General features: G+C 42.1%; 15 protein-coding genes. 13 read left to right on the top strand and 2 right to left on the bottom strand.

Annotated elements, in window-relative coordinates; genetic code table 11:
- Positions 1-58: 58 nt before the first annotated feature.
- Positions 59-1,924: an ABC transporter ATP-binding protein gene (locus IM676_RS13840; protein WP_200987435.1), complete on the top strand. Its 1,866-nt coding sequence runs from the start codon at positions 59-61 to the stop codon at positions 1,922-1,924.
- Positions 1,921-3,444: an AbgT family transporter gene (locus IM676_RS13845; protein ID WP_200987436.1), complete on the top strand. Its 1,524-nt coding sequence runs from the start codon at positions 1,921-1,923 to the stop codon at positions 3,442-3,444. Before IM676_RS13840 ends, IM676_RS13845 begins: the two co-directional genes overlap by 4 nt.
- 142 nt (positions 3,445-3,586) lie before the next feature.
- Here the strand turns inward: IM676_RS13845 and yidD are convergent, their stop codons facing one another.
- Positions 3,587-3,844 (bottom strand): membrane protein insertion efficiency factor YidD, encoded by a 258-nt coding sequence (gene yidD / locus IM676_RS13850; RefSeq protein ID WP_200987437.1) that lies wholly within the window; start codon positions 3,842-3,844, stop codon positions 3,587-3,589.
- Positions 3,845-3,905: 61 nt separating this feature from the next.
- On the opposite strand from yidD, the gene IM676_RS13855 reads away from it, so the two are divergent.
- From IM676_RS13855 to IM676_RS19865, 9 genes are all read left to right on the top strand, one after another.
- Positions 3,906-4,619, top strand: a complete 714-nt coding sequence (locus IM676_RS13855) for a diacylglycerol/polyprenol kinase family protein (RefSeq protein ID WP_200987438.1) — start codon at positions 3,906-3,908, stop codon at positions 4,617-4,619.
- Positions 4,620-4,858: 239 nt separating this feature from the next.
- Entirely contained in the window at positions 4,859-5,158 is a 300-nt protein-coding gene (locus IM676_RS13860; RefSeq protein ID WP_200987439.1) for a CTB family bacteriocin, read from the top strand.
- A gap of 280 nt (positions 5,159-5,438) precedes the next feature.
- Complete coding sequence (locus tag IM676_RS13865; protein ID WP_200987440.1) at positions 5,439-5,741, top strand: CTB family bacteriocin; 303 nt, start codon at positions 5,439-5,441, stop codon at positions 5,739-5,741.
- Positions 5,742-6,013: 272 nt separating this feature from the next.
- Positions 6,014-7,528 carry an HlyD family secretion protein gene (locus IM676_RS13870; protein ID WP_200987441.1) on the top strand — a complete coding sequence of 505 codons (1,515 nt, stop codon included), beginning with the start codon at positions 6,014-6,016 and terminating at the stop codon, positions 7,526-7,528.
- Positions 7,529-7,670: 142 nt separating this feature from the next.
- Entirely contained in the window at positions 7,671-9,839 is a 2,169-nt protein-coding gene (locus tag IM676_RS13875; RefSeq protein WP_200987442.1) for a peptidase domain-containing ABC transporter, read from the top strand.
- A 30-nt stretch (positions 9,840-9,869) separates the two neighbouring features.
- Positions 9,870-10,175 (top strand): hypothetical protein, encoded by a 306-nt coding sequence (locus IM676_RS13880; RefSeq protein ID WP_200987443.1) that lies wholly within the window; start codon positions 9,870-9,872, stop codon positions 10,173-10,175.
- Positions 10,176-10,516: 341 nt separating this feature from the next.
- Entirely contained in the window at positions 10,517-10,720 is a 204-nt protein-coding gene (locus IM676_RS13885) for a hypothetical protein (protein ID WP_200987444.1), read from the top strand.
- 150 nt (positions 10,721-10,870) lie between these two features.
- Positions 10,871-11,098: a hypothetical protein gene (locus IM676_RS13890; RefSeq protein ID WP_200987445.1), complete on the top strand. Its 228-nt coding sequence runs from the start codon at positions 10,871-10,873 to the stop codon at positions 11,096-11,098.
- Positions 11,099-11,582: 484 nt separating this feature from the next.
- On the top strand, positions 11,583-11,813 hold the full coding sequence (locus IM676_RS19865; protein WP_225880367.1) for a hypothetical protein: 231 nt from the start codon (positions 11,583-11,585) through the stop codon (positions 11,811-11,813).
- Between the two features lie 139 nt (positions 11,814-11,952).
- Here the strand turns inward: IM676_RS19865 and IM676_RS13900 are convergent, their stop codons facing one another.
- Positions 11,953-12,849, bottom strand: coding sequence for an alpha/beta fold hydrolase (locus IM676_RS13900; protein ID WP_200987446.1), 897 nt, complete (start codon positions 12,847-12,849; stop codon positions 11,953-11,955).
- A 373-nt stretch (positions 12,850-13,222) separates the two neighbouring features.
- Between IM676_RS13900 and pyrH the strand changes: the two genes are divergently transcribed.
- Together pyrH and frr are read left to right on the top strand one after the other, a co-directional pair.
- Positions 13,223-13,951 (top strand): UMP kinase, encoded by a 729-nt coding sequence (gene pyrH / locus IM676_RS13905; RefSeq protein WP_200987447.1) that lies wholly within the window; start codon positions 13,223-13,225, stop codon positions 13,949-13,951.
- Entirely contained in the window at positions 13,938-14,486 is a 549-nt protein-coding gene (frr, locus tag IM676_RS13910; RefSeq protein ID WP_200987448.1) for a ribosome recycling factor, read from the top strand. The genes pyrH and frr overlap by 14 nt, the downstream gene beginning before the upstream one ends.
- Positions 14,487-14,608 lie beyond the last annotated feature (122 nt).

Raw genomic sequence — 14,608 nt, forward strand, 5'->3', positions numbered from 1 at the left:
GTCAGAAGTGTTGTTAAAATCCAAGTAAATTTCCGTCAAAATTTATCACCTGATTCCTATGAAAGAAACTGTCCTAGAGGTTCGCAATCTAAAAGTGGAATTTTCCAGTGATGGTAGCAGTGTCAAAGCGGTGGATAATATATCCTTTGAGATTAATAGCGGCCAGACTCTAGGTATAGTCGGTGAATCGGGTAGTGGTAAATCCGTCACATCATTGGCTGTCATGGGTTTGTTACCAACTACCGGTAAAATTACTGCTGGTGAAGTTTGGTTTCGTCCCCACTCCGTTAGTAAACCCATTAATCTGGTAGAATTGCCTCCTGAAGAAATGCAACTACACCGGGGTGGGGATATCGCCATGATTTTTCAAGAACCCATGAGTTCCCTCAATCCGGTTTATACTATTGGCTTTCAGATGTGCGAAGCGATTATGCAACATGAGAATGTTTCTCTAGTTGAAGCCCAACGAATTGCGATCGCCCTTTTGCAAGAAGTCAAACTTTTGCCTAGTGATGAAATTATACAACAGCAGTGTCTGGAAAATACAGGTCAAGGAGATAGGCTCACCTTGGCTAGATTAGTGAAGCAGCGCCAAGAAGCTATTTTAGAGCGTTACCCCCATGAACTTTCTGGAGGTCAGCTACAAAGGGTAATGATTGCCATGGCTATTTCTTGCAATCCTGTGGTATTAATTGCTGATGAACCCACTACAGCTTTAGATGTGACGGTGCAGGCTACGATTATTGAGTTGTTGGGAGAATTGCAGCAAACCCGTGATATGTCTATCATTTTCATTACCCACGATTTGGGACTAATTTCGGAAATTGCTGACCAAGTAGCAGTAATGTACCAAGGCCAAATTGTCGAATATGGTGCAGCAGCAGAAATTTTTAGCCATCCCCAACATCCATATACTAAAGGTCTGGTAGCTTGTCGCCCTACACTTAACCACCGTCCTCACAAACTACTGACTGTTTCCGACTATATGACTGTGGAAGAAACCCCCACAGGAACAGCAGTAATTCGCGCCAAAGAACCTCTACATCCCCCAGAGTTCACCCTGGCGCAGATGTATCAAAGGTGGGACAATTTTAATCATAAATCACCTTTATTGGAAGTCCGCAACCTCCAGGTAGGTTTCCCTGTGCGGGGGGTATTTGGTGGTACAAAACGTTATCATATGGCGGTTAACAATGTTTCTTTTGATGTCAAACCAGGGGAAACACTGGGATTGGTGGGAGAATCTGGTTGTGGTAAAACTACCTTGGGTAGAAGTTTACTGCGGTTAATTGAACCAATGGGTGGTGAAATTATCTTTGAGGGTCAAGATATTACTCACCTCAAGGGTAAACCATTACAGCGACTGCGGCGAGAAATGCAAATTGTTTTCCAAAATCCTTTTAGCTCCCTAGACCCCCGGATGAAAATTGGGGAAGCGGTGATGGAACCGTTGTTAATTCACTCTGTGGGGAAGACCCAGCGACAGCGCCGAGAACGTGTAGTTGAACTTCTAGAACGGGTAGGTTTAAGCGCAGATGCAATACACCGCTATCCCCATCAGTTTTCTGGTGGTCAACGTCAACGGGTTTGTATTGCGCGTTCTTTGGCTTTAAATCCTAAGTTTATTATCTGTGACGAGTCGGTTTCTTCCTTGGATGTTTCTGTACAAGCCCAGGTGTTAAATTTACTTAAAGAATTGCAGGCTGAATTTCAACTTACCTATATTTTCATTTCTCATGATTTAAGTGTCGTCAAATTTATGAGCGATCGCATTTTAGTCATGAATTGTGGTCAAATTGTAGAACAGGGAACAGCCGAAAGTATTTACATGGAACCCCAGGAAGAATATACACAAAAATTAATTGCTTCCATTCCTACCGGTAGTCCTGAACGCATACGCGCTCGCCAAGCAGACAAACTATGAATCCTCAAAAAAGTCACAAACCTACCGGTTTAGGAGCAGCTTTAGCCTTCATCGAAGCTGTAGGAAATAAACTCCCCGACCCACTGACGATATTTTTCCTCTTATCCTTAATGGTAATTCTCGCCAGTGCGATCGCCGCTGCTTTTAACCTTTCTGTTGTCCACCCTGGAAACGGTGACACCATCGTCGCGGTTTCCTTACTTACCCCGGAGGGTATCCGCCGCATTTTTACCTCCGCAGTCAACAACTTTAGGGAGTTTCCTCCCCTGGGTACTGTGCTGGTGGCTATGTTGGGGGTGGGAGTTGCTGAGTATACTGGGTTTCTCTCAGCAGTAATACGCAAAATAGTATTAATTGCTCCCAGTAAATTCATCTGCCCCGTGGTAGTATTTGCTGGTATTATGGGTAACATCGCAGCCGATGCTGGTTATGTGGTGCTTGTACCCCTGGGAGCGATGGTATTTCTGGCATTTCGGCGGCATCCTTTGGCTGGTTTGGTAGCGGCTTTTGCGGGTGTGGCTGGGGGCTTTAGTGCGAATTTACTCATTACTTCCCTTGACCCTTTACTGGCAGGATTAACCCAAAGTGCCGTAGAATTAATTAATCCTAACTATCAAGTTAATGCGACTGCCAATTATTATTTTATGGCAGTTTCCACTTTATTAATAACTCTAATTGGCTGGTTTGTTACCGAAAAAATTGTAGAGCCAAGATTGGGTAATTACACAGGAGAAGCAGATTACCAAATGGAACAACTCAGCGTAGGGGAAAATAAAGGTTTACGCTGGGCTACTTATGCTTTACTAGGATTTATCGCCTTCGTTCTGGTCATGGTGTTACCACCACAAGGAATTTTACGACATCCAGAAACCTTGACAATTATTCCTTCACCTTTTCTAGATAGCATCGTATTTATTATTGCCTTGGCTTTTCTCATTCCTGGGATTGTTTATGGTAAGATTGCCGGAACTATTGAAAATGACAAAGATATCGCTAAAGCCTTGAGTAATTCCATGAGTGCCATGGGATATTATATCGTTTTAGCATTCATCGCCGCCCAATTTATTGCCTATTTTAGTTGGAGTAATTTAGGGGCGATTATGTCGATCAATGGGGCAGAATTTCTCAAGACTACAGGGATTACAGGGGCGCCATTACTGATATTATTTATTTTAGTCAGTATGCTGCTGAATTTATTTGTGGGTTCAGCTTCCGCCAAGTGGGCAATTATGGCTCCTGTATTTGTACCTATGTTTATGTTAATGGGTTACTCCCCAGAGTTAACCCAAGCTGCATACCGTATTGGTGATTCTACTACTAATATTGTCACTCCTTTGATGCCTTATTTTCCTTTGATCGTTGCTTTTGGGCAGAAATACGATCAAAACCTAGGTATGGGGACGCTTATAGCTATGATGTTACCTTATGCGATCGCCTTTTTGTTGGGTTGGTCTATTCTATTAATTATCTGGTTTGTTTTGGGTTTACCCCTCGGTCCTGGGGCGTTGATGAGAATTTAATTTACACCTTGGCGGCGTTAATATCAAGCAGTCAGTGCCAATTTTAGAGCATCAGGCTTTACCTTTGAGTGTACAATTAATACCTGCACCCTATAAAGAAGCCTCCATTTTACAAGTGACTGCTGTGTTAGAACCCCAGGGGTTATTTCTGGGAATCAGTTAAAGCATGATCACACCCATGGGTTGTAGCCTCCGGGACTGGATCATAACCACCTGGATGAAAAGGATGACAACGTAAAATCCGCCGCGTAGCCATCCACCCACCGCGCCATACCCCAAACCGCTCAATAGCTTCAATAGCATACATTGAACAAGTTGGTTGAAAGCGACAAGTAGGGGGAAATAATGGCGAAATAAACATTCTGTAACCTTTAATTAACCAAATGAAGAATAATTTCATCACTATCCCCTAAATCCTATAATTTAATAATAAATCTGAAAATTTATATCTTATAGTTTCTTTGTTATCTTCCGTTATCAATTTAACCTCAGTTACACCTTTGTGGCTGCAAATTACGGCAGTTACCCTTTGGGTGTCACTTATCCTCCTAATTTCATGGCTGGTACATCGCTTTGCTCAGGGTGAACCAGAAATAGTCAGGAAAATAGTTCACATTGGCACCGGTAATGTAATTTTACTGGCTTGGTGGCTAAATGTTCCCGCCAGTTTAGGTATCATAGCTTCCATTATCGCCAGTGCCATCACCTTATTATCATACAGATTTCCCATTCTACCTGGTATTAATAGCGTCGGGCGGCAGAGTTTGGGAACCTTCTTTTATGCTGTCAGTATGGGCATTTTAGTCGCCTGGTTCTGGCATATACAACAACCCCAATACGCCGCCATCGGGATCATGGTCATGGCCTGGGGTGATGGGTTAGCAGCATTGATTGGGCAACGCTTTGGTAAACATAAGTATATGCTTATGGGAGCGCAAAAAAGTTGGGAAGGTTCCTTGACCATGGCTCTAGTGAGTTTTTTCATCAGTAGTTGTATCTTACTGAGTGTTGAAGGTAACTTATGGTTAACTTGGGTAGTATCCCTGGCGATCGCTCTAGTTGCTACTAGCTTAGAAGCAATTTCATTTTTAGGCATTGATAATTTAACAGTTCCTTTAGGAAGTGCCACGGTAGCATTTATATTAATTAATACTCTTTTACACCATTCCCCATAATTAACAGATAGTTAAAAAGTTGATGATTTGATAAATTACGGCAAAAACAGAGAATATTAACCATTTATGTCCTATAGGTATGACTTTACCTCGAGAAAAATCGGACATTATATCTACTTTAAGGAGTAAATACATAACATTGATTTCTATCTCCAGATTTATGAATTCCTGACAAACAGTGCTTATAGTTGAGTTCTTAGGTGGTCACAAACCTATGTAAGTAAAAGAGGCTAACAATCATGTCACATGGAATATTCACATCAGAGTTATTTGTCAGTTTATCTGATGAGCAACAGCAGCTTCTAACTGGCGGTGCGGACTTTGAACTAGCTGGGAGCAACTTCTCACAAAGACGTGCCAACTTACAAGGAACAAGTAACGCCGGGCCTGATGGTAGTAATGCCAACTCTACAGGTGATGTTACAGCTATTAACACAGCGGCTCAAGATTTGTTGGGATTGGGTGTCCAAGAAGTACCTTCAGTTGACGCTTTGGGTTCAGCGCCAGTGCTCAACGGTGTAGATGATGGTAATGCTTAATCAATAACTAAGAAATCCCATGTGCGACAGCGTTGCGCCCACCTCCTTCCAAAATCATGTGTGGGGTTTAACACAGAATCTCTAATAACTGAAATATTACAGAGGTCAACCTGGTGAGTTTGCCCAGAAAACATGGTAGCGCTAAATCAACGAAACACTGGGGGTTTCTTTTTCTCAAGGGTGGAAAGTAGGCTGGTATTCCATAGTTTTCTTGATTTTACCTAAATAGGGCTTAAAATCTCGAATTTTTGGAAAAAATATGTAACTGAGGCTAACAATCATGACAGAGCATATCCTATCACAGTTGTGTGTTCCTTTATCCGATGAGCAACAAGAACTTGTAGCAGGCGGTGTTGACTTTGAGCTAGCTGGGAGCAATTTCGCTAACAGATTGGCAAATTTACAGGGATCAGTCAGTTCTGGTCCGGATGGTAGCAATGCAAACTCCACAGGTCAGCTGACAGCCATTAACACCGCCGCACAAGATTTCTTGGGATTGGGTGCGGCAGAAATTCCTGAAGTCGATGCTTTGGGAGCTGCACCAGTTCTCAACGGCGCAGGTAATAACGCCAATAACGAATAACATCCCATAGGCTCTAGTCTGTCAAGTTTAAATTCATAAGCGATCATTTGACAAGTACTAGAGATATTTGCAATTGCTATCTTGAATAATTTAGGACTTACGCAAGTATCACACAAAACTTCTGTTTGTGGTCATTGCTGTTCCTGATCACAGAGGACTTTAGTTCTCTGTGATCAGGCAGTCCTGTAATTGATCATTGCACAGGTAACTGTGTTTATGAATTTTTGCACCATTTTTTTTGGACATGATCATCCCACCCAAGGTACAGTATAGTGAATTCCTTTCCCCAACCAGAAAACCAGTGGAATAGGTTTAATGAGCCCACTCCAGAAGAACTCAATTTAGTGAACCCTGAGGAGTTTCTCCCCCGCATCAGTAAATGGACAAATGTCGGGGCTGGAGTTTTGCTCAGTATATTTATGGTAGCTACTAGTCTCACATCTATTTTTAATTACAATGTCACAGTCAAGGTTCCCGCCAGTATTCGACCGGAAGGAAAACTAGGAATAGTGGAATCTGCCGTCATCGGCACAGTGGAAAAAATAGATGTGCAAGAAAATCAAATAGTCAATCAAGGAGAAGCCATAGCTTACATTGATGACTCCCGCCTACAAAATCAAAAAAGCCAACTAGAAAACAGCATTGAGCAGAGTCAATTACAACTGCGCCAAGTCGATGCTCAAATTAGTGAAATTAGTATTCAGATTTCAGCCCAAACAACCTTAGTTAATCGGGCTATCATTGCCGCCCAAGCCGAACTCAGCGCTACTCAACGCAACTATGAAGATCAACAAATTAGAACTGTAGCCGAGCTGACAGAAGCCGAGGCTACCTGGAATTTAGCGAAAATACAACGCGATCGCCTACAACAGAATAACTTATTAACAGCAACTGTACAAGAAGCGGAAATAGCGTTAAATTTAGCCAAACTGCAACGCGATCGCCTACAATCAGTAGTAGAATCGGGAACAGTTTCTCGCAATTTATACGAAGAAAAAGAACAGGCGGTCAAATCAGCCCAGGCTAAAGTAGAACAAGCAAAAGCTAGCGCCAAGGACTTAATAGAAGAAAAAGAACAAGCCTTAAAAATTGCCGAAATCAAACTTAAAAAAGCTCAAACTAATCTCAATCCTAGTAATGCGGCACTCACCGTAGCCTATGAACGCATTCAACAAGAAAAAGCCAGTGGTGAAGCCACCTTAGCCGCTTTGAACAGAGAGCGAGAAACCCTCACCCAACAGCGTCTCGAACTGGAAAAACAAATGATTCGGGCGCGCAAAGAACTACAACAAGTACAAACTGACCTGAATCAAACTGTAATTCGAGCGCCAATTACAGGGACACTACTACAGTTAAATCTGCGTAATCCTGGGCAGGTAGTACAACCCGGGCAAGTTATTGCTCAAATTGCTCCCCCCAATGGTCCGATGATCATTAGAGCTTTTGTGAAGCCTCAAGATATTGACAAAGTACAACCCGGGCAAAAAGTGCAGATGCAGGTTTCCGCTTGCCCCTATCCAGATTATGGTACTCTTCACGGAACAGTCAGAACTGTAGCACCAGATGCCCTACCGGTGGGAAATCACACCGCCCAGCCTAGTGTTCAAAATCCTACCCAGATGGTCGCTTATGAAGCCACTATAGAAGCCCAAACTACATATGTGGGTAGAGGTGAGCGTCAGTGTCATCTCAAACCCGGTATGGAGGGTAGGGCTGATATTATTTCCCGTCAGGAAACAGTGCTTAATTTCATTCTCCGCAAAGCCAGATTAATCACTGATTTTTAGAATATTTTAGTGCTCTGAAATTGTCTGACCGATCAATAAATCTGTAGTTATTTCTCTAGCCCTAGTCATTTTAGATTCACGATAAAAGTTCACCGAACACAGCTTAATTACGAACTAGAAATTACGAATTACGAATTAACTTATGTTTGGTTTCATCAAACTACAAAAAAACTATCAATGGGTTTCGCAGTTGAGCGAAGAAGACTGTGGAGCCGCTTGTCTGGCTTCTATTTGTAAACATTATGGCAGGTTTTTAAGTATTAATCGCAGTCGAGAATCCGTAGGAACTGGACAACTAGGAACTACTTTGTTAGGTCTCAAACGTGGATCTGAGAATTTGGGGTTTAATGCTAGAGCAGTTAAAGCCTCGCCCGAAATTATTGACAGAATCACACAAGTCCAGCTACCAGCTATTATCCATTGGCATGGTTATCACTGGGTAGTGTTATATAAGCAAGAGGGGAAAAAGTATGTTATTGCTGATCCGTCTGTGGGGATTCGTTATGTAACCCGAGACGAGTTAGCAGCCGCTTGGAATGGGGTGATGCTGTTACTGGAACCAGATCCAGATCGCTTTTTTGATCAGCCCCAAGAGCAACCAATAGGCGGCTTAGGACGCTTTATTAAGCGGATCTTGCCTTATCGTGGTTTGCTCACCCAGGTTTTAATGCTCAATATTGTCCTGGGTGTACTCGCTTTGGGTTCTCCAGTCCTCATCCAAATCCTTACAGATGATGTTTTAGTGCGGGGAGATGTCCAGCTACTGACTGTTGTTGTGGCAGCAGTTGTAGTTATGACATTATTCAGTAGCACCTTACAATTATTGCAATCGACAATGATTGCTCACTTTGGTCAAAGGCTACAATTAGGGCTAGTTTTGGAGTTTGGGCGCAAAATACTCCAGTTACCTTTGAATTACTACGAAGCCCGCCGTAGTGGTGAAATCACCAGCCGATTAAGAGATATTAATGACATTAACCAGTTAGTATCACAGATAGTGGTTCTTTTACCTAGTAAATTTTTCATAGCCGTGATTTCTTTCTGCTTAATGCTGTTTTATAGTTGGCGGCTCACACTAGCAGTGATCTTCATCAGTGGTTTAATGACTTTATCTACTTTGCCTTTTTTACCTATCCTCCAACAAAAGACTCGCAGTCTTTTAGTCTTGGGGGCGGAAAATCAAGGGGTTTTAGTAGAAACATTTAAGGGCGCACAGGTAGTTAAAACTACAAATGCTGCTCCCCAATTTTGGGAAGAATTTCAAAGTCGTTTTGGTCGTCTGGCTAATCTGACTTTTAGTACTGTGCAATTGGGAATTATCAATACTACTATTTCTAGACTCTTTTCTAGTATTGGTGGTGTGGCTTTACTGGGGTTGGGAAGTCTTTTAGTGATTCAGGGCGAATTAAGTATTGGGCAAATGCTCGCCTTTAATGCGCTACAGGTGAATGTTCTGGGTTTAATTAATTCTTTAGTGGGCTTAGTGGATGACTATTTTCGCTCTCAAACAGCAGTTTCTCGGCTTTTAGAAGTGATTGATGCTACACCGGAGGATGCGGGAAGCAGTCAAAAGCCTGTAGCCCAAATTTCTGGCGGTGCAGATATTCATTGTTCTCATGTGACATTTCACCACCCCGGTAGAGTGGACTTATTAGAAGATTTCTCTCTCAAGCTACCCGGTGGACAAGCGATCGCTTTAATTGGTAAATCTGGCTGTGGTAAAAGTACCTTAGCAAAACTCTTAGCAGGGTTATATCAGCCCAATTCTGGTAATATCCGCATTGGCTCTTTTAACCTCGATGACCTGGCCCTTGATTGTCTGCGACAACAAATAGTTTATGTACCCCAAGAACCTCATTTCTGGAGTCGCTCGATTTTAGAGAATTTCCGTTTAGGAACGCCCTACATTTCCTTTGAGGAAATTGTCAAAGCCTGCCAGATTGCAGATGCAGATAGCTTTATCAGTCAACTTCCCAATAAGTATCAAACTGTCTTAGGTGAATTTGGCGCTAATCTCTCTGGTGGACAAAGACAAAGATTAGCGATCGCCAGGGGGATTCTGACTAATCCACCAGTCCTCATTTTAGATGAAGCCACCGCTGGACTCGACCCAGTCAGTGAAGCTACGGTTTTAGATGCAATTCTGGCACACCGCCAAGGCAAAACTACAATTTTAATTACCCATCGTCCCAGTGTCATTAAGCGAGCTGATTGGATTGTGATGTTAGAAAAAGGAGAAGTGCAATTACAAGGTACTCTAGAAACTTTTCTTTCAGACAAAGGAGATCATCAAAAGTTTTTATTGTTATGAAAATTAACCATGGTGTGAGGAACTAAAATCATGACTGAAAATCATACATTTTCTTGGTACGCTCTCTGTGAGGAAGAGCAAGAAAGTTTAGTTGGTGGTCTAGGAGAAAATATACTAGGTACTAGTAATTTTTTCTTTCAAAAAACTGACATTCAAACTGAGGCAGATAATAACTTAAATCTGGGAGGAGAGGAATCTGGTTCACAAACTAGTAAATATAGTTTCTCACAGATTACCATGGCATCGTCTATAACCTTTAAATTACCAAGTTTTCCTTCTCATGGTAATAGTGTAAACCATGTCATTTCTCAAATTATTAGAGGATTATTTTCTTAAATAACTAGTTAACAAATGAAAGACTAAGATATATTCATTTATCTGGTTTACCTAGTTCTGTAAATCTAGGTAAATTTATGCTGGGAATTTTGATAATTATCTAGTCAATTAATCCTCATACTGTCATGAGTTTGGGGATATTTTTCTATCCTTTTAACTAATAAAAATTAACTCTAAATGTGGTCAAAAAATAAGTAAATATTTAAGTATTACATGAGTCTATAGAAATAAAACTAATTGATTATTTTATAACTTAAGGGGCATTTAAATAAATGGATGATAGTCAATAATAAAAACATAGGTAATTACATACCTATTCCCAGTAATTGAGGTACAAGCTTATGTTAACCAAAATCACTGAATCAAAATTGTTTGAGGATTTATCCCCAGAGCAACAAGAGCTTTTAGCTGGTGGACAATTTGACGACGAGATGAACCAATTTGACACTCAATTTCCTGAAGAAGATAGCTTTGATCAACGACCCAGGAAACGTGTTCGCCGTATTCCCATCCGCTTAACTGGTATTCTTGAAGTCGTTAAATAAAGACTAAAGTATTACCATGGTTTCTACTTCGCAAATAGTCTTGTATTACAGATATTTGATGGTAGAAAGTAAACCCTGATCTGTAATTTGGTAGCACCTGTCATGGGTGCTACCTGCTTAAAATATATTTGCAAAATTGAGGGGAAATTTATGTCAGAGAAAATAATTTCGTCTGATTTACTGGTCGATTTATCACCGGACTCACAAGAACTTATATCTGGGGGTCAACAACTACAATTGGGTGGACAAACCAGACCTGATATTACTGTCATTGGTACTCTCATTGATTCTAGTGGTCAACGTATACCCGTTCGCATTTTTGGATTCGTTGCTGGACCACCAGCTGGTGGCGGTTCTTTTCAGGGCTTCTTCCCGTAAGACTCACAAGAGAATCTTTTCCAATTTGGTATTTTAGACTGTGGATGAGTAATCCCTTGATATATCTGGGGTCGTAAATCTATCTGTCGCTATTACATTTAAAGTTGCTATAAATATCCTCTTCTCTTTTAGAGAGGAGGAATATTCACAGCCTTTTTTACTGAGAATAAAGGTTGATCATTGTTTGTATGTATTTTTGAATCTTCATCAATTAAAATAAGTCAGATATGGGAGATTAATTGAATAATATTATTACACCAATCAAATGGGATAAAACTTATTGTTTTACATAAGCCTGTAGATGTATTATTGCCTATTATTTTTTATAGCTTGAGGACAATTTCATCACTAAAAAATTGGTTTAGAAATAAAAAGCAAGGTACTACACTCCCATATTTCTTGTTACATAAGTGTGTACCACATACAAACACAGGAATTTGAGGGAAAAATTATGTCAGTTAAAGACCTTCGATCTGATTTGTTGATGGATTTATCCGCAGATGAACAACAAGATGTTTCTGGTGGCTTCGGCTGGGGAGGAGTGGGCTTCGGCTTCGGAGGCTTAGGAGGCTTTGGCTTGGGTGCTTTTGGTCGTGGCTTCCCAAACTTTGGCTACGGTGCCTTTGGTCGTCGCGTCCCAAGCTTTGGCTACGGTGCTTTTGGTCGTCGCGTCCCAAGCTTTGGCTACGGTGCTTTTGGTCGTCGCTTTTTCTAAGTGGGCAAGGTCTACCAACTGGGTTATTTGCTACTTACAAATGTGCAGCAGGAGGTAGGTAAGCAAAGACTCATACCACTTATGTGAAAGGCTACCTATGCAAGTTTCAGGAAACGAAGACCGCGCGGTCTTCGTTTTTTTATACGGGCGCTCCCTCCGTCATCCAATGGAGTAAGATCGGATTAACTAACTCAGGTGCCTCATCTTGGGGGCAATGTCCCACCCCTTCCAGGGGGATAAACTTAAGCACTTGTGGATAGTTAGCTAATTCTCTACCTAGAACTACCGGTTCCCAGGGGTCTGCCGTCCCCCACAAGATAATGGCAGGACAAGGTAGCATAGGCAAAAGGTCTTCCGGTAAAGGGCCTGTAGAATAAGCAGTAAAGGCGAGAAACACCGCTACAGCGCCTGGGTCTTTTGCTGGTGCGGTGAGAATATCCACCAACTCATCTGTGACTATCTCTGCATTAGCATAGGCTTGGAGCAAAATCTTCCGTACTGTTTTCGGTTTAGCAATTTGATTGAAAAAAAACTCCCCAACTGGTTTGATAGATAATATTTTTTGCAGAATTGGTGCGCCGAAACGACGTGACCAGGGCAGTGTTGCCCGCTTGCGATCGTGTAACAATCTTAAAGAACAATTGATTAACGATACTCCTAAAGCTATATCTGGGTTACTAACTGCCGCTTGTAATACGACAATACAGCCAATGGAATTTCCCACTAAAAAGGCAGGTTCGCCCACGACTTGGCGGCAAAAGTCGGCTAACTGCTGTCCCCACGTTTCCAGAGTATAGGTAATTTCTCCCCCTGGTTCAGGTTTAGCCGAACCACCAAAGCCAATCAAATCAATGGCATAAACGCGACAATTTTGTGCTAACACAGGGATATTTTTCCGCCAGTGCCACCATGAGGCTCCAAAGCCATGGACGAGAACAACTGCCGGTCCATGAGTTCCTTGAGTTTGATAGCAGATAGGGAAGCCCTGCCAAGACCAAGTTTTGCCCGGGGTAAATGTAGTTGTGGAAGTTGTCATGGGGAATTTGTAAATATTAAGTAAAGATATAAGGGGAACGGCGTAACGCCAAGGGTGACAGAGGCTTTATATATTCGCCTGCGACTAAGAGTCATGCCTAAAGCCAGGGGCTTCCTCCTCACTGATTACCAGGTGCGTTTTTTGCCGATTTCGATATTGTTGTTATAATACTTCACATTTCCTAATCTTGCCGTTTTCTGCCCTGCATAGGTTGCCACAGGTTGGTTAACAGCAGCTATGTAAATGCAGAATTTCAGCCCGTGGAGAAAAAACCATCTGAGGTACTCAATCTGGCCGAACTAGACATATATGGTCACTCTACTGCTATCTTAAATTGGAGGCAATTGCAACTTTTTCTGATAAGCGTAACTTCATGGGAACAAATTACCGACGGGTTTTACTTAAACTAAGCGGTGAAGCCTTAATGGGCAATATGGGCTATGGTATTGACCCTGAAGTGGTCAAAGAAATAGCCGAGGAAGTAGCAGAGGTAGTAGCCACTGGGGTTCAAATCGCCATCGTCGTAGGCGGCGGTAATATTTTTCGTGGCGTTAAAGCTGCGTCGGCAGGAATGGACAGGGCAACCGCTGACTACATAGGAATGATTGCCACGGTAATGAATGCCATGACGCTCCAAGATTCCTTAGAACGTATGGGGATACAGACGCGGGTACAAACCGCGATCGCTATGCAAGAATTAGCCGAACCCTATATCCGTCGTCGGGCTATCCGCCACTTAGAAAAAGGGCGGGTGGTGATTTTTGGTGCTGGTTCCGGGAATCCTTTCTTTACTACTGACACCACTGCTGCTTTAAGAGCCGCAGAAATTGATGCCGAGGTGATTTTTAAGGCCACCAAGGTAGACGGAATTTATGATGCTGACCCCAATGTATATCCTAAGGCCAAGCGTTACACCAGTCTAACTTATGCCCATGTCTTGGCTCAAGATTTGCGCGTAATGGATAGTACAGCGATCGCCTTATGTAAAGAAAACAATATCCCAATTCTGGTTTTTGATTTAACTGTGCGAGGTAACATCCGCCGAGCCGTTTTGGGAGAATCTATCGGTACCCTTGTGGGAGGTTCTTGTGAAATTATCTGAAGCTGAGAGTACGATGCAAAAGACAGTTGAGGCAACTCAACGAGCTTTTAACACTATTCGCACTGGTCGCGCCAATGCGAGTTTACTAGATAAAGTCTTGGTGGACTACTACGGTTCGCCTACACCCTTGAAATCACTAGCAAACATTAGCACCCCTGATGCCACAACTATCTTGATTCAGCCTTATGATAAAAGCAGCTTAAACCTAGTGGAGAAAGCTATTGCTTTGTCTGATGTCGGTTTAACACCTAGTAATGACGGTTCTGTAATTAGGCTCAACATTCCACCTTTAACAAGTGATCGCCGTAAGGAATTAGTCAAAATTGCTGCCAAGTATGCTGAAGACGGTCGCGTAGCCATTCGCAATATCCGTCGTGATACCCAAGACTCCATTCGCAAACAGGAAAAAGCTGCAGAAATCTCTGAAGATCAATCAAAAGACCAACAAGATCAACTGCAAAAACTGACAAATAAATACACTACCAAAATCGATGAGTTGCTCGCAGAGAAGGAAAGAGACATTACAACTCTCTAGGAAGCTATGGCTGGGCAGCAATTACTCCTAGACTAGAGTATTATCAAATTTAAAGGCTGAAGAAATATTCTTCAGCCTTTATGTATGCCAGGTAAGGATGTTGACAGGGTTTTCTCTAGCTA

This window comes from Anabaenopsis elenkinii CCIBt3563 (genome assembly GCF_015245355.1).
Classification (GTDB): Bacteria; Cyanobacteriota; Cyanobacteriia; order Cyanobacteriales; family Nostocaceae; genus Anabaenopsis; species Anabaenopsis elenkinii.